The organism is Burkholderia sp. MSHR3999 (assembly GCF_000833595.1).
GTDB classification, from domain to species: Bacteria; Pseudomonadota; Gammaproteobacteria; order Burkholderiales; family Burkholderiaceae; genus Burkholderia; species Burkholderia ubonensis.
This window is the reverse complement of the sequence record NZ_JRFO01000005.1, coordinates 672,939-686,922: the sequence shown is the minus strand read 5'-3', so window position 1 is coordinate 686,922 and position 13,984 is coordinate 672,939. Positions and strand designations below refer to the sequence as shown.

Genomic DNA, 13,984 nt, shown 5'->3' with positions numbered 1-13,984 from the left:
GCGCGCGCGCGCCGCGGCGTCGAGCCTGGCCGGAAGCGAGGAGGGAAGCGCGGAGGCAGGCGTCATGGGCGTCACCCGCAGAGCGAGAAGCCGGTGAGCAGCGACAGGAGCGCGGACGGCGTCAGGTAGCCGGCGAAGCTCCACGCGACGAGCGCGAGCAGGCCGATCCACACGGCCCCGACGCGCGCGATGCGCATCGTGCGGGCCGCGCGGCCGGGATGCAGTGCGGTACTCATGCGGGCTGGGCCGCCGCCGGCACGGCGAGCCGCGCGACGCGCCGGTCGTTGATCGGCAGGTGCAGCAGCCCGGCGATCACGCCGAGCGCGATCGAGCCGTACCACAGCAGGTCGTACGAGCGGGTCGTGTCGTACACGACGCCGCCGAGCCACACGCCGAAGAAGCTGCCGAGTTGATGGCCGAAGAACACGAGGCCGAACAGCGTCGTGATGTAGCGCACGCCGAACACCTGCGACACCACGCCGTTCGTCAGCGGCACCGTGCCGAGCCAGATGAGTCCCATCACGAACGAGAACACGTAAAGGCTCGCCTGCGTGAGCGGCAGGAGCACGAACAGCGCCATCGCAGCGGAGCGGACGAAGTAGATGCCCGCCAGCAGGTACTTGCGCCGCAGGAAGCCGCCCGCGTAGCCGCACAGGAATGTGCCGACGGTGTTGGCGAGCGCGATCGTCGCGAGCGCGATGCTCGCCTCGCGCGCGGTCATGCCCTTGTCGAGCAGGTACGCGGGCAAGTGCGCGGCGATGAACGCGAGCTGGAAGCCGCACGCGAGAAAGCCGATATTGAGCAGCCAGAAGCCGCGATGCGACAGCGCTTCCGTCATGGCCGCGCGGATCGTCTGGTCGTGGCCGCCCTCGGCGCCGTGGGTGACCGGGCGATCGCGCAGCCAGCCGGCGAGCGGCGCGGTCGCGAGCATCACGACCGCGAGCACGACGATCGCCGACACCCAGCCGAGCCCGCCGATCATCCCCTGCGCGAGCGGCACCATGCAGAACTGGCCGAGCCCGCCGATCGTGCCGGCGACGCCGAGCGCCCAGCCGCGCTTGTCCGCCGCGAAGAGCCGCGACAGCGCACCGTACACCGCGCCGAACGCGGTGCCCGACAGCGCCACCCCGACCAGCACGCCGGTGCCGAGCGTGTAGACGCCCGTAGTCGCCGCGTATGCCATCACGAGCAGGCCGAGCGCATACAGCACCGCCCCGACGAAGATGACCCGCGCGGACCCGAAACGGTCGGCGATCATCCCCGTGAACGGCTGCGCGACGCCCCACAGCAGGTTCTGCAGCGCGAGCGCGAGGCCGAACGCTTCGCGCGACCAGCCGCGGTCGAGCGTGACCGGCATCAGGAACAGCCCCTGCACGTTGCGCACGCCGAGCGCCGCGCCCATCACGATGCCGCCCGCGATCACGAGCAGCCAGCGGCGCTTCCACGCCTCTTCAGGTCCGATCACCGTCGTCTCCTTCTTCTGTTGGACACTTTCATGCGTGCGTCGCACGCAGGCGACGACCGTTCGGCTATTAGAGCGCCGGCCGGACCGTTCCCTCAAGTGACTCTTCAGGCGGCTTCGCATGCACGGCGCGCATGCGAGACGGTGGGCCGGGGTCAGCCGGCGCTGCCGCCGCTGCCGCCGCCGCCGCCGTCGAAGCGCAGCTTGCGCACCACGCGGTCGCGCACCGGCGCGCTGAACGTCAGCTTCACGAGCCACACGCCGTCCATTTCCAGCGCGAGCCGTGCGCGGTAGCGCCCCGGCTGGCCGCCGGGCATCGGATCGACTGGCGTGATGTTGTGCGCCATCGGCATCGACGGCATGTCGGCCGTCACCGTGAAGCGCGCGCCGTCGACGGGCGCGTGCGTGCGCGGATCGGCAAGATCGATTGTGCAGTCGTAGGCCGACGCGGCGCCGGCCGGCTTGCACGCGATCCGCGCGTCGGGAGCCGCGGCGTGTGCGGCGGGGAGGGCGGCCGCCAGCACGACGATCGTCGACAGCGCGCGCGCACGGCGCAGCGGCCACCGGGCGGCGGCGAGGCAGGAATGCGGAAGGGTCATGTTTGTTCCGGTTGGCGTCGCGCCGCGCGGCGGCGCAAGCGGCGCGGCAGCAGCAGCGGCGAGAGGGAAAAGACGCGCATCACGCGCCGAATACGCATTGCATTCCACCCGCACAGCTTCGCGACGAGGGCTTCATCGATCAGCCCGCGCGGGCGCGCGACGAGGATCACCGCGACGAGCCCGCCGAACACGATCATCCGGTAGCCGTGAAACAGCCGGCTGCCCTCGAGCAGGCCGAGATCGACGGCGACGCCCGCGAACGCCCCGAGCGGCGCGCCGAGCCCGCCGATCAGCGCGTACGACAGCCCGTGGATGCCGAGCATCACGTCGAAGTTGTCCGGCTCGACATAGGTGTTGCAGTGCGCGTACAGCGCGCCGCCGAGCGCCGCGATCCCGCCCGCGAGCGCCGCCGCGCCGAGCTTCGTGCGCCGCACGTCGATGCCGAGCGCGCCGGCCAGCGCCGGGTCCTCGCCGGTCATCCGCAGCGCGCGGCCGAAGCGCGTGCGTTCGAGCGCGACGAGCCCGGCGAACACGAGCGCGAGCACGCTCCACACGACGAGCGCGACGTCGGCGGGCGTCATCCCGTGCTCGAACACGTAGCGGATGCCGGCGAAGCCTTCGGCGCCGTTCGGGCCGACCGGCTCGCCGTCCGCGCCGGACCGCTGCACGCGCACGACCGCCAGCGCCTGGCGCACCGTTTCGGCGGCCGCGAGCGTCGCGAGCGAGAAGCCGAGCGCGTGCAGCCGCAGCGTGAGCGCGCGCAGCACGAGCCCGGCGGCGACGCCGACCGCCGCCGCGAGCGCGAGCGCGGCCGCGAGCGGCCACGCGAGGAGCACCGTCGCCGCCGCGCCCGCATACGCGCCGAGCGCGAACGGCGCCTGCTGGCCGAACGACCAGTCGCCGCCGATCGCGAGCACGTACGCGGACAGCGCGAGAAACGCCAGCAGCCCGAAGTTCGCGAGCAGCGTCATGGGCCGGCCTCCGCGCGGCCGGGCAGCGCGGCGCGCGCGCGGGTGCCGGGCATGAGCGACGCGAGCCCGCCGGGCCGCACGCACAGCACCGCGAGCAGCAGCAGGTTCGACGCGAGATCGCGGTATTCGGCGCCGACGCGGGCCTGCAGCACCGTCTCGACCGCGCCGAGCGCGAGCCCGCCCGCGATCGCGCCCGGCATCGAGCCGAAGCCGCCGAGCACCGCGGCGGCGAGCCCCTTGAGCGTCGCCCACATCGCGAACATCGCGCTCACCTGGCCGTGGAGGCCGGCGATCAGGCAGCCGCCGAGCGCGCCGAGCGCCGCCGCGAGCGCGAACACCCGCGCCGACACGCGGCGCACGTCGACGCCCATGAACGCGGCGGCCGCGGCGTCGTCGACGACCGCGCGCACCGCGAGGCCGAACCGGGTCCGGTGGATCAGCAGCCAGCAGCCGAGCGTCGCGAGCGCGGCGCAGCCGAGCGCGATCGCGTGGTCCGCGCGCAGCGGGCCGGCCTGCCACGCGGCCGGCAGCCGCGCGAACGGCGACGGGAACGGGTTCGCGTGCGCGGGCAGCAGCAGCGCGCTCGCTTCCTCGACCTGCATCCACACGGCGAAGCTGGCGGCCATCGCGGTGACATTGGCGCCGACCTTCGCGCCGCCGCGATGCGGCGCGAAGCACAGGCGCTCGACGTACAGGTTCGCGACGAGCGTCGCCGCCACCGCGACGAGCGGCGCGGCGACCAGCGCGGCGACGGGCGGCAGCGGCGCCGTCAGCCAGATCGCGGCGTACAGCCCGAACATCACGGTCGCGCCGTACGCGAGGTTCACGCGCCGCAGCACGCCGAACACGAGCGTGAAGCCCGACGCGAGCAGCGCATACGATGCGCCGAGCGCGAGGGCGTCGAACGGCAGCGCGCTCATGTCAGGCCGCCGCGCAGCCGGGTTGCGGGGCCGGCGTATCGCCGAGATGCGCGCCGAGATGCGCGCCGAGATACGCGCGGCACACGGCCGGTTCGGCGAGCACGTGCGCGGGCGTGCCGGCCGCGAGCACGCGGCCGTGTTCGAGCACGACGATGCGCTCGGCGAGCTGCGCGACGAAGCCGACCCGGTGCTCGACCAGCACGATCGCGACGCCGCGCGCGCGCAGCGCGGCGAGCCGTTCGCGCAGCGTCGCCAGTTCGTCCGCGTCGAGCCCCGACGCCGGTTCGTCGACCAGCAGCACGCGCGGGCGCAGCGCCAGCGCGCGCGCCAGTTCGAGCCGGCGCCGCTCCGCAAAGGTCAGCGTCGCCGCGAGCGCATGCCGCCGGTGCGCGAGCGCCGCGTCGTGCAGCGCGGCGTCGGCGGCGTCACGCCCGGCCGCCGCGAGGTTGTCGCGCACCGACAGCCGCTCGAACACCCGCGGCTGCTGCGAGGTCCACGCGATGCCGAGCGCGACGCGCCGCCACGCGGGCACGCGCGTCACGTCGGCGCCCGCGAGACGGATCGCGCCGGCCGTCGGGCGCAGCGTGCCCGCGACGAGGCCGAGCGTCGTGCTCTTGCCGGAGCCGTTCGGCCCGATCAGGCCGACCGTCTCGCCTTGCGCGACGTCGAGGTCCAGCCCGTCGACCGCGCACACGTCGCCGAAGCGGCACGTCACGCCGCGCAGCGCGACGAGCGGCTGCGTCACGGCTGGCGAGCCGTCGGCGCGGCGCCCGCGAGCTCGCTGCGCGGCGCGGGCCGCTCGATGACGGTCCACTCGTTGCGGCGCGCCTCGACCAGCACGAACGGCTTGATCGACTCGCGATCCGCCGTGCGCTTCACCGGGCCGAGCAGGCCGTCGGCCGTCTTCATCGCGGCGAGCCCCTCGCGGATCTTCTCGCGGTCGGCCTGCACGGTGTCGGGCTTCGCGAGCACGCCGCGCGTCTCGATCGCCGCGCGGATCATGGCGAGGATCTCCCACGCGGCCATGCTGTGCAGGTCCGCGTAGCCGCCGTAGCGGGCGGTCTCGGTCGCGGCCTTCTGCGCGTCCGGGTTGATCGTCGCGAAGCTGGTCGGGATCACGAGCCCCTCGGCCGCCGGCCCGCACACCTTCAGCAGCTCGGGCGTCGAGCTGCTCGTGAGGCCGACCAGCACCTTCGGCCGCACGCCCTGGCGCTGCATCTCCTTGAGCACGCCGCATGCCGAGTACGGATGCGCGGAGACCGCGACGACGTCGGCATTGGCCGCCTTGATCGCGCGCACCTGCTCGGCGAAGTTCGTGTCGTCGAGCAGCCAGCGGGTCTCGCCGAGCACGTCGAAGCCGGCCGCCTGCGCGCGCGGCTTCATCACCTGGTACCAGGTCTGGTTCGAATGGACGAAATTCTGCTCGACGCCGCCGTACACGGTGCGCGCGTCCGGGTGCGTGCGCCGGACCCACGCGAACACGTCTTCGTACATCGCATTCTCGTCGGGAATGTTTCGGAACGACCAGTCGGACATTTTCGCGAGGCCGATCTTCATCGCGACGTCGGTGAAGACGGGAAGCTGCAGGCCGGAATCGGCCGCGTCGCCGGCTTTCTTCTGCAGCGAGCCGTACACTGCCTGCACGACCGGCGAACAGGTCGTGCCGACCGCCGCCAGCGTGTCGGCTTGCGCGAGGCGCCGCACGATGTCCACGCCTTCGGTCGGCTTGCAGTTGTCGTCGAGGTAGCGGATCTCGATGCGGCCGCGCGCGCCGTCACCGAGCTTCACGCCGCCCGCGCGATTGATGTCGTCGGCGGCCGCGCGCAGCGCCGCCTCGCTGTTGACGCCGAACGGGCGCAGCACGCCCGACGTCGCGCCGAAGCCGGTGATCCGGATCATGCGCTCTTCGGCGGCGGCGCGGCCCGCGCCGGCGAGCGCCGCCAGCGCGAGCGCGGCGGCCAACCAGGGTTTGAGGTGTTTCATCGTGTCTGCCTCCTGAGGCGCGGCGGGCGGACGCTCGGCTCGGGCGTCGCGGACGCTGCGATGCGGTCGTTGGGACGCCGTCGATTTCACCGCGTCGCGCCGCGCGCGGACAACTACCAGCTTTGGTAGGTGGCGGCGCGGCGCCGGGTGCGCGAGGGTCTCGTCCGGGGCGGCCGACCGCGACGAAGCCGCAGGCCAGGTCGAGCAAAGGTAGCCGGACGAGCGTGACTGCCATGCGTGTTCGTCATGCGAGAGATGCAAGAAGATTGATTGAGCGAAACAGCCCGGTCAAGTGAAATAGATGCTGTGACGTGGAGGGTTTCGAATGAGCGGAATGAATGACGGGGACACACGCATCGCCGAGCCGGAATCGATCGCGCTGACGGCGGCCGACGGCTATCCGATCAAGGGCTTCGTCTGGCGCCATCGCACGGGCCAGGACGATGGCGAGCCGCGGCCCGTCGTGATCGTGAACGCGGCGACGTCGGTGCGCTGCCGCTACTACTTCCGGTTTGCCGCCTACCTGCACCGGCACGGCTACGACGCGATCGTGTACGACTATCGCGGGATCGGCGAATCGCGGCCCGCGCAGCTCGCGCGGCTCGACGCGACGTGGCTCGACTGGGGCGAGCACGATTTCGAGGCGGTGCTGCGCTATGCGCTCGCCGAGTTTCCGGGCCAGCCGATCGACGTGGTCGCGCACAGCATCGGCGGCTTCGTCGCCGGCCTCGCGCCGTCGAACCACCTGGTGCGCCGCGTGTTCACGATGGGCGCGCAGTACGCGCACTGGCGCGACTACGCGCCGCGCAGCAAGCTCGCGATGCTGTGGAAGTGGCATGTCGTGATGCCGGTGCTGTCCGCGCTGTTCGGCTATTTTCCGGCCAAGCGCCTCGGCTGGATGGAGGACACGCCGAAGGGCGTCGCGCTGTCGTGGAGCCGCAGCCGGCCGGATTTCGAGGACACCTACCGGCGCGCGCCGATCGCGCGCGACGACGCGCAGCGCCGCGCGCTCGTCCGGCGCTTTGCCGGGATGCGCGCGCAGGTGCTCGCCGCGAGCGTCACCGACGACCCGTTCGGCACGATTGCCGCGATCGAACGGCTGCTGCGTTATTTCACGCGCAGCAGCGTCGTGCACCTGCGGATTCCGCCGGATGCGATCGGCGTCGACGGCATCGGCCATTTCGCGTTCTTCCATAGCCGCTTCGAAGCGACGCTGTGGCCGATTCCGCTCGGCTGGCTGAAGACCGGGACGCTCGCGCCGGCGACGCCTGGCCGGATCGTGTCCGAGCGCGCCGCGCCGGGGCAGGCCGATGCGGAGCCGGCGGTCGAGCATCAGATCGTGCTGTTGTGAGCGGGTGGGTTGACCTGTCTAACGAGGTGCGGATATGTTGCTCAGTCCTCATGAAATCGCCGCGCTGATGGTGCTGGCCAGCACGCCATGCCAGCTGGACGGCGAGCTGGCCGAGGTTCGCGCGCTGCTCGGCCACGGCCTCGTGCGGCTCGACGCCGATGCGAGCGCGCAGGTGCGCGTGCTGCTGTCGGTTCAGGGGCGGGATGTCGTGTCGCGGCTGGCGTCGACGCCGGCTGTTCGGGGGTAGTGCTCCGTACGCGAACGGCGCGTCATCGTCGAAAGAGTCGTCAGCGCGAGCGCGCCAAAGCGGATTGCCGGTGATGCCTCCGGTCGATGATCGGATAAAAACCGGTTGCCGCTCCCAATCGGTTCAACCGAACCCGGCCAAGAAAAAAGGCGATTGCCATCCAGCAATCGCCTGAATCCATCTGCTGGAACTCGAGGCCACCCAGCGAAGACGGGACGCGGCCATGCAGCCGCGCCTGAGGCACTCGGGGTCGGGCAGGTGCCCGAGCCGGAAAGCGGCGGATCATCTCGGCGATCATTCGCCCGAACTCCGTCGGAACCCTTGCGAGCGAGCGGTCATCTCGCGTCGCGTTCGCGCTGCCGGGTGATCAGGAATGCGTCGCGGCTGCGGCCCGCGATCCACAGCGGCGGCCTGCCTCGACCACTCCACGTCGCGCCGGTTTCCGGATTGCGGTACTTCGGTGCGACCGAACCACGGCGTTTCCCGCGACCGCCGTTCGGCTTGGCCCGGCCAAAGATGTCCTCCGCGGAAATGCCGTACTGGCAGACGGTTTGCCGTATCGCCTTGATCGCATCCGCGGCTTCCTTTTTCCGTGCAATCTCGGCCGCCTCCGACACCGACTTCAATCTGGCCTGGAGTTCTCGATAGGTTTCAGAATACAGTTCGCTCATTTTTGCTCACCTATATAAATTTCCATCCCTGATCATTGAATTCGACGAGATGTTCCGCTTGACTGATCGGCTCAATCCTTGCGCGGGGACCAACACGCGGTTGCGATGAAGCTGAGGGCCGCGGTTCCCATCACGTAAAAGGCCGGGGCAAGATTGTTCTGCGTTGCAGCAATCGCCCAGGTGAGAATGGCCGCGGAAAATCCCCCGAACGTAATGACGGCAAGGTTGTACGAAATCGAAATGCCCGTGGAGACGATTTGCCGCGGAAACGTATCGCTCAACGCGGCGAGGATCGGCCCTTCATAACATGCAATAACCAGTCCGAATACGATCTGGAACAGCAGCAGCGAATGCAGCCCGGGGCTCGCATTCAAGAGCTTGAACAGTGGGTGCGCGGCAATGATGGCCATGACGAGCGCCCCCATGAGAAAGCGGCGCCGTCCGTATCGATCGGAGAGGTGACCAAAGATCGGCGTGACGAAAAGAACGATCGACGCCCCGACGAGAACGGCGATGAACCCCGTCGATGCCGGCAAGTGCAGCACTTTGGTTGCATACGTGGGGATATAGAAGAGCAGCACATACGAGCAAACGGTCCAGAAGATCACCAGGCCGAACCCGATCAACGTCTTGCTCTTCCAGCGACGCGCAATCTCGATCACCGGCGTGCGCTCCCGAACGCGCGTCACGTCCTCCGTGGAATCATGCGCCTGGTTGCGGATGTAGATCCCGAGCGGCCCCAGGCACAAGCCGATCAGGAACGGTATGCGCCACCCCCACGACTCGACCTGATCCACACTCAGATACTTGACGAGCACGACCGCCAGCACCGATGCGAGAATGATCGCGAATCCGATGCTCGCCTGAATCCAGCTCGTGTAATAGCCCAGCCGCTCGGCAGGGACATGGTCTCTCAGGAATCCGGTGGCGCCGCCCATTTCGCCGCCGGCGGAAAAACCTTGCAGCAGGCGTGCACACACGATCATCAATGGCGCAAGGATTCCGGCATCCTTGTAGGTCGGCGCAAAGGCAATCAATGCCGTGCCGATGGTCATCAACGATATCGTGATGACCAGCGTCGCACGCCGCCCGATCTTGTCCGCCATGCCCCCGAGGATGATGCCGCCCACCGGCCGCATGAAGAATCCGACGCCGATCGTGGAAACGGACAGCAACAGGGACAGGTTGTCATCCGAGGTTGGAAAGAATAGTTTCGCAATGATGACGGAAAAGAAGCCATAAGAAATAAAATCGAACCACTCGAATCCATTTCCGACGATGACGGCGACGACGGCCTTTGTCCTTTCCTGCGCGGTGGAGTCTCGCCTGCTCCCGTGCAAGCCAACGGTGGTTTCCATATTCTTGTGACCTCGGATTTTGATGTTATGGCGCCATTGGCATCGATCAGTGGCGCAGCCAATGGTACGGGTTTTTCCTGACTATTTACTCTGAAATTTTTTCTGGCAAGGCCGAGTTTCTGGAATACCTGGTTATCGCCTCCGCGGCATCCGCTTCAGCAACCACTCCCGGAAATGCGCCACGGCTGCCGTATCGCGCCGATCGTCGGGCCAAACCAGCTGGTACGCGCCGCCGAAGCTGGCGCTTGCATCCGACGCGAGCACCAGATCATTGCTTTCAACCAGCGGCGTGATCATGTGGTTCCATCCCAGGATGACACCGTGGCCTCGCAGCGCAAGCTGCAGCAATACGGGATAGCTGTTGGCGGTGATCGTGCGCAATGGCTTGTACGTGATCTCGCTGTCGCATAGGTGAAACCAGTCGCGCCAGCTCATCCATTGACGCTGCTGTTCCTCCGCGACGAGCAATGTCGAGCTCATCAATTCGAGCGGCAAGACGCGCCGGCGCCCCAGATAATCCGGCGCGCAATACGCGTGCACCTCTTCCTCGATGATGCGAATGCCGCTCATGCCGGGGGGCGGCGCATCGCGTATGTAATAAACGCCGATGTCGAATTCGGCGGGATTCAGATTGAAAACACCCTCTCGAACCAGGATCCGGACCGCCACGCTCGGATACTCGCGGCTGAATTCGGCAATGAGGGGCGTCAGGAACATGCCGGCCGTGCCGGATGCGCAGGCGATCGTGATGCTGTGGGGCGTCGGCTCTTTCATGACGAGCGCCGTGGCCTCCGAGCAGGAAATCAGCATGTCGTGAATCCGGTCGGCATAGGTTTGCCCGGCACGCGTCAAATGAAGCGCCTTTGCGTCTCGCACGAACAACTGCATGCCGAGAAAGCTTTCCAGCTTGACGACCTGCTTGCTGACCGCACCTTGCGTCACGTTCAGTTCCTCGGCTGCGCGCGTGAAGTTGCCATGCCGGGCGGCGGCATCGAAGAAAACCAGGCATTGCAGGGGTGGAATCGGGTGAATTCTCATGCGCGTTCCATATGGCGTGGCTTGACCAATGTGCGATCGCAAGCGTATGCAGGCACTTGACGGCGCGTCTTTCAGCGATCGAAAAAATGGTCGTTCAAACGAAGCTTTCTTCGGAGCAGCTTCCTGTCACCGTCAACCGACAACAGGTCAACGCCCTCCGGAACCCGGTATGTCGCAATGAATGAAACAGCCGAGCGATGTGTTTCTTGACGGTGTGCGGCACGCTATCGGAATGGGCCCGAATAATCAAGAACCGTTGGCGCGGATCTCCTGAATATCCACTCTACGTCGACATTCTCGCAATTTCGGTGCATGAATTTCCCGGATGCGCGGACGTGCATAAAAAAGGAATTCTTTATTTTAATATTCAACAATATTGAATTATTGAGAAACTGTAAGGCAACGGCGTGCGATGTCTTTGTTGCACGGGTCCATTCGCTGAATATGCGCCGCGTTTATTGTTTTCCGGGCGCGGCGTCTTTTTTAATCGCCGGTACGATTTACCGGGTCGACGGGCCCGTTGTCGGGAAAGTGAAAGCCGTCGTTGCTGGTCGACCTGCCGGCGCGCTGCGTCCGTGGCCGCCGCGGCACTCAATTCTTGTCCGAACCTGTCGTTAACCCGGGATGGCCACCTCTGGATATGTGCGACCCAAAGCGTGGACCAGGTTGACACAGGATCGTCAAATGCGCCATCGAGGCCAGTGTGCCGCGTTCTCCGCCGCGACGCGCCGAGCGATCGGTCACAGTTCCTGTTTGCGCGGTCATTGGATTTGGTCTGAGCATGTATCCGAGCACCTACGATGTTCCCGTTGCGCGCCTCGTCGCGCGTTCGATACTTTCCTGCACGCGAGCCACGCCGGTGCGAGAGGTCGCCCGGCGCATCTTCGCCGAGCGTTGCAGTTCGATCGTCGTGATGGAGGAGGGCGAGGCCGTCGGCATCTGGACCGAGCAGGACGCGCTGGCGGCCGGAGACAGCCCGCAGGCGCTCGACCGTCCGGTCGGCGAAGTGATGAGCAGCCCGGTGCTGACGCTGGAGGCCGATACGCCGCTCGGCGAAGCGGCGGTGAAGTTCAAGCAGTCGGGCGTGCGTCATTTCGTGGTCGTCAGGGACGGCGTTGCGATCGGCGTGTTGACCCAGACCGACGTCGTGGTGAACCAGGGGGCCGAGTTCTTCCTGCGCCTGAAGCCGATCGAATCGATCCGCGTCCGTTCGCCCGTCATGGTGCCCGAGCATGTCGCGCTGCATGATGTCGTCGCGCGGATGCGTGCGGAGAAGCTCGATGCCGTCCTCGTCGCCTATGACGATGGCGGGCATGGCATCCTGACCGAGCGAGACGTCGTCCGGCTGATTGCGGGCGGCGGCTTGCGGGGGGCTGTCGGCGAGCATGCGAGCAGGCCGCTGCGGATGCTCGCCACGAATCAGAGCCTGTACGCGGCCCACCGCTACATGATGCAGCAGAACATGCGCCACGTCGGCATTCACGACGACCACGGCGCGCTCACCGGGCTGCTCAGTTTTGCGGACGTCCTGCAGGGCATCGAGCACGAATACGTCAACGAGCTTCGCAGCGCGTTGCGCGAGCGCGACGAAGCGCTCGGCCTCGCGCGCTTCAACCTGCGCATGGCGGACCGGGTCTTCGAGTCGGCGCTCGAAGGCATCATGGTGACCGACCGGCACGCCAGGATCGAGCGCGTGAACCAGGCGTTCACGCGCCTGACCGGGTACACGGAGGACGAAGTGGTCGGGCGTGATCCGAGCCTGCTGAGCTCCGGCCGCCAGACGCCGGATTTCTACCGGAAGCTCTGGCATTCGCTCACGACCGACGGCCACTGGCAAGGCGAAATCTGGAACCGCCGGAAAAACGGCGAGCTGTTCCTCGAATACCTGACGATCACCAGCATTCGCGACAACGACGGCCAGATTTCGCACTATGCGGCGATCTTCTCCGACATCACCCAGCGGCGTCAGGCGGAGGAGCGGCTGGGCTACCTTGCCACGCACGACGTGCTCACCGGCCTCGCGAACCGGACGCTTTTCGAGGAGCGGCTGGCGCACGCGATCGTTCAGGCGAAGCGGCGCAGCCGCAAGGTCGCGGTGATGTACGTCGATCTCGATCGCTTCAAGCTCGTCAACGACACGCTCGGCCACAACGCCGGCGACGAAGTGCTGAAGGTGGTGGCCGGCCGGATCGTCGCGGGCGTGCGCGCGAGCGACACGGTGGCGCGCATGGGCGGGGACGAATTTGCGCTCGTCCTCGAGGAATTCGACGATGTCCGCGACGTCGGGCGGATTGCGCGCAAGCTGCTGGATGAAGTGGGGCAGGCGATCGACATCGGCGGCCGCGAGATCTTCGTGACGCCGAGCATCGGCATCAGCATCTATCCCGACGACGGCACCGAGGCGGAGCAATTGATGCTGCTCGCGGATCAGGCGATGTACGGCGCGAAGAGCCGGGGCAGGAATGTCTTCCAGTTCTTCGAGAGCAAGATGACGTCGTCGGCGATGGAGCAGCTCGAAACGCTCGGCGAACTGCACCGCGCGCTCGAGCAGAACGAATTCCGCCTCTTTTACCAACCGCAATACGATCTGTCGAGCGGCACGATCGTCGGCGTCGAGGCGCTGCTGCGCTGGCTGCATCCGCACAAGGGGCTCGTGCCGCCGGGCGAGTTCATCGGGCTCGCGGAACGATCCGCGCTGATCGTGCCGATCGGCAAGTGGGTGCTGCGCGAAGCATGCCGGCAGGCGCGCAGGTGGCTCGACGAAGGCTTCGAATTCGGCCGCATCGCGGTGAACGTGTCGGCGCGGCAGTGCTTCGCCGACAGCTTCCTCACCGACCTGACGACCATACTCAGCGAGACCGCGCTGCCGCCCGAATACCTGCAGCTCGAATTGCTCGAAAGCATGGCGATGAACACGCGCGAGGAAATCGGCATTCTGCTGCGGGAGCTGGCGACTCGGGGGATCAGCCTCGCGATCGACGATTTCGGCACCGGCTATTCGTCGCTCGTGTATCTGAAGGACCTGCCGGTCGACACGCTGAAGATCGACCGGTCGTTTCTCGCCGACTGCGGCACGGATAGCCCGGACGACGCGATCGTGCGCGCGATCGTCGCGATGGGGCGCGCGCTCGGCCTCGACGTCGTCATGGAGGGCGTTGAGACGGAGAAGCAGCTCGCGTTTCTGCAGGAGATCGGCTGCCACCAGGTGCAAGGGTTCCTGCTCGCACGGCCGCAGCCGGCCGAACAACTGGTCGGGATTTCGCAGGGTCGCGGCGACGGCCGCGCGGCGGCCGGAGACGACGGCGGGGCGGCACTGCTGGCCGGGTGAGCGCGCAGGTGTCGGGGTTGCAGGCAATGCGCGGTCGGCGCCCACGCGCTTTTGCC

General features: G+C 67.6%; 14 protein-coding genes. 3 read left to right on the top strand and 11 right to left on the bottom strand.

From position 1 onward, the window contains the following. Positions 1–71 precede the first annotated feature (71 nt). From KY49_RS38170 to KY49_RS16570, 7 genes are all read right to left on the bottom strand, one after another. The gene (locus tag KY49_RS38170; protein WP_176728151.1) at positions 72–236 is read right to left on the bottom strand and encodes a hypothetical protein; all 165 of its coding nucleotides are present in this window, start codon (positions 234–236) and stop codon (positions 72–74) included. Further along, positions 233–1,402 carry an MFS transporter gene (locus KY49_RS16595; protein WP_231636450.1) on the bottom strand — a complete coding sequence of 390 codons (1,170 nt, stop codon included), beginning with the start codon at positions 1,400–1,402 and terminating at the stop codon, positions 233–235. Before KY49_RS16595 ends, KY49_RS38170 begins: the two co-directional genes overlap by 4 nt. A 215-nt stretch (positions 1,403–1,617) precedes the next feature. Continuing rightward, positions 1,618–2,061 (bottom strand): FixH family protein, encoded by a 444-nt coding sequence (locus KY49_RS16590; protein ID WP_042585682.1) that lies wholly within the window; start codon positions 2,059–2,061, stop codon positions 1,618–1,620. Further along, positions 2,058–3,032: a branched-chain amino acid ABC transporter permease gene (locus KY49_RS16585; protein ID WP_042585681.1), complete on the bottom strand. Its 975-nt coding sequence runs from the start codon at positions 3,030–3,032 to the stop codon at positions 2,058–2,060. The genes KY49_RS16590 and KY49_RS16585 overlap by 4 nt, the downstream gene beginning before the upstream one ends. Further along, positions 3,029–3,952, bottom strand: a complete 924-nt coding sequence (locus KY49_RS16580; protein ID WP_042585680.1) for a branched-chain amino acid ABC transporter permease — start codon at positions 3,950–3,952, stop codon at positions 3,029–3,031. Before KY49_RS16580 ends, KY49_RS16585 begins: the two co-directional genes overlap by 4 nt. 1 nt (position 3,953) lies before the next feature. Next, entirely contained in the window at positions 3,954–4,697 is a 744-nt protein-coding gene (locus KY49_RS16575) for an ABC transporter ATP-binding protein (protein ID WP_042585679.1), read from the bottom strand. Beyond that, the gene (locus KY49_RS16570) at positions 4,694–5,935 is read right to left on the bottom strand and encodes an ABC transporter substrate-binding protein (protein WP_042585678.1); all 1,242 of its coding nucleotides are present in this window, start codon (positions 5,933–5,935) and stop codon (positions 4,694–4,696) included. The genes KY49_RS16575 and KY49_RS16570 overlap by 4 nt, the downstream gene beginning before the upstream one ends. Before the next feature lie 334 nt (positions 5,936–6,269). Here KY49_RS16570 and KY49_RS16565 point away from each other — a divergent pair, with 334 nt between their 5' ends. Continuing rightward, positions 6,270–7,286 carry an alpha/beta hydrolase family protein gene (locus tag KY49_RS16565; RefSeq protein WP_042585677.1) on the top strand — a complete coding sequence of 339 codons (1,017 nt, stop codon included), beginning with the start codon at positions 6,270–6,272 and terminating at the stop codon, positions 7,284–7,286. 34 nt (positions 7,287–7,320) lie between these two features. Beyond that, positions 7,321–7,533: a hypothetical protein gene (locus KY49_RS16560; protein ID WP_042585676.1), complete on the top strand. Its 213-nt coding sequence runs from the start codon at positions 7,321–7,323 to the stop codon at positions 7,531–7,533. 40 nt (positions 7,534–7,573) lie between these two features. Here the strand turns inward: KY49_RS16560 and KY49_RS37395 are convergent, their stop codons facing one another. From KY49_RS37395 to KY49_RS16545, 4 genes are all read right to left on the bottom strand, one after another. Beyond that, positions 7,574–7,831, bottom strand: coding sequence for a hypothetical protein (locus KY49_RS37395; RefSeq protein WP_156162548.1), 258 nt, complete (start codon positions 7,829–7,831; stop codon positions 7,574–7,576). Between the two features lie 37 nt (positions 7,832–7,868). Then, positions 7,869–8,204 carry an H-NS histone family protein gene (locus KY49_RS16555; RefSeq protein WP_042585675.1) on the bottom strand — a complete coding sequence of 112 codons (336 nt, stop codon included), beginning with the start codon at positions 8,202–8,204 and terminating at the stop codon, positions 7,869–7,871. Between the two features lie 71 nt (positions 8,205–8,275). Next, positions 8,276–9,562 (bottom strand): MFS transporter, encoded by a 1,287-nt coding sequence (locus KY49_RS16550; RefSeq protein ID WP_042585674.1) that lies wholly within the window; start codon positions 9,560–9,562, stop codon positions 8,276–8,278. Between the two features lie 132 nt (positions 9,563–9,694). After that, a complete protein-coding gene (locus KY49_RS16545) occupies positions 9,695–10,600 on the bottom strand; it encodes a LysR substrate-binding domain-containing protein (RefSeq protein ID WP_042585673.1) in 906 nt (301 codons plus the stop codon). Between the two features lie 781 nt (positions 10,601–11,381). Between KY49_RS16545 and KY49_RS16540 the strand changes: the two genes are divergently transcribed. Then, positions 11,382–13,928, top strand: a complete 2,547-nt coding sequence (locus KY49_RS16540; protein WP_042585672.1) for an EAL domain-containing protein — start codon at positions 11,382–11,384, stop codon at positions 13,926–13,928. Positions 13,929–13,984 lie beyond the last annotated feature (56 nt).

Bases quoted from the DNA above. Each gene is read 5' to 3' on its own strand.
- KY49_RS16545 (WP_042585673.1), bottom strand. From the start codon at position 10,600: ATGAGAATTCACCCGATTCCACCCCTGCAATGCCTGGTTTTCTTCGAT.
- KY49_RS16595 (WP_231636450.1), bottom strand. From the start codon at position 1,402: ATGGGCGCGGCGCTCGGCGTGCGCAACGTGCAGGGGCTGTTCCTGATG.
- KY49_RS16580 (WP_042585680.1), bottom strand. From the start codon at position 3,952: ATGAGCGCGCTGCCGTTCGACGCCCTCGCGCTCGGCGCATCGTATGCG.
- KY49_RS16570 (WP_042585678.1), bottom strand. From the start codon at position 5,935: ATGAAACACCTCAAACCCTGGTTGGCCGCCGCGCTCGCGCTGGCGGCG.
- KY49_RS16565 (WP_042585677.1), top strand. From the start codon at position 6,270: ATGAATGACGGGGACACACGCATCGCCGAGCCGGAATCGATCGCGCTG.
- KY49_RS16555 (WP_042585675.1), bottom strand. From the start codon at position 8,204: ATGAGCGAACTGTATTCTGAAACCTATCGAGAACTCCAGGCCAGATTG.
- KY49_RS16585 (WP_042585681.1), bottom strand. From the start codon at position 3,032: ATGACGCTGCTCGCGAACTTCGGGCTGCTGGCGTTTCTCGCGCTGTCC.
- KY49_RS16560 (WP_042585676.1), top strand. From the start codon at position 7,321: ATGTTGCTCAGTCCTCATGAAATCGCCGCGCTGATGGTGCTGGCCAGC.
- KY49_RS37395 (WP_156162548.1), bottom strand. From the start codon at position 7,831: ATGATCGCCGAGATGATCCGCCGCTTTCCGGCTCGGGCACCTGCCCGA.
- KY49_RS16540 (WP_042585672.1), top strand. From the start codon at position 11,382: ATGTATCCGAGCACCTACGATGTTCCCGTTGCGCGCCTCGTCGCGCGT.
- KY49_RS16550 (WP_042585674.1), bottom strand. From the start codon at position 9,562: ATGGAAACCACCGTTGGCTTGCACGGGAGCAGGCGAGACTCCACCGCG.
- KY49_RS16590 (WP_042585682.1), bottom strand. From the start codon at position 2,061: ATGACCCTTCCGCATTCCTGCCTCGCCGCCGCCCGGTGGCCGCTGCGC.
- KY49_RS38170 (WP_176728151.1), bottom strand. From the start codon at position 236: ATGAGTACCGCACTGCATCCCGGCCGCGCGGCCCGCACGATGCGCATC.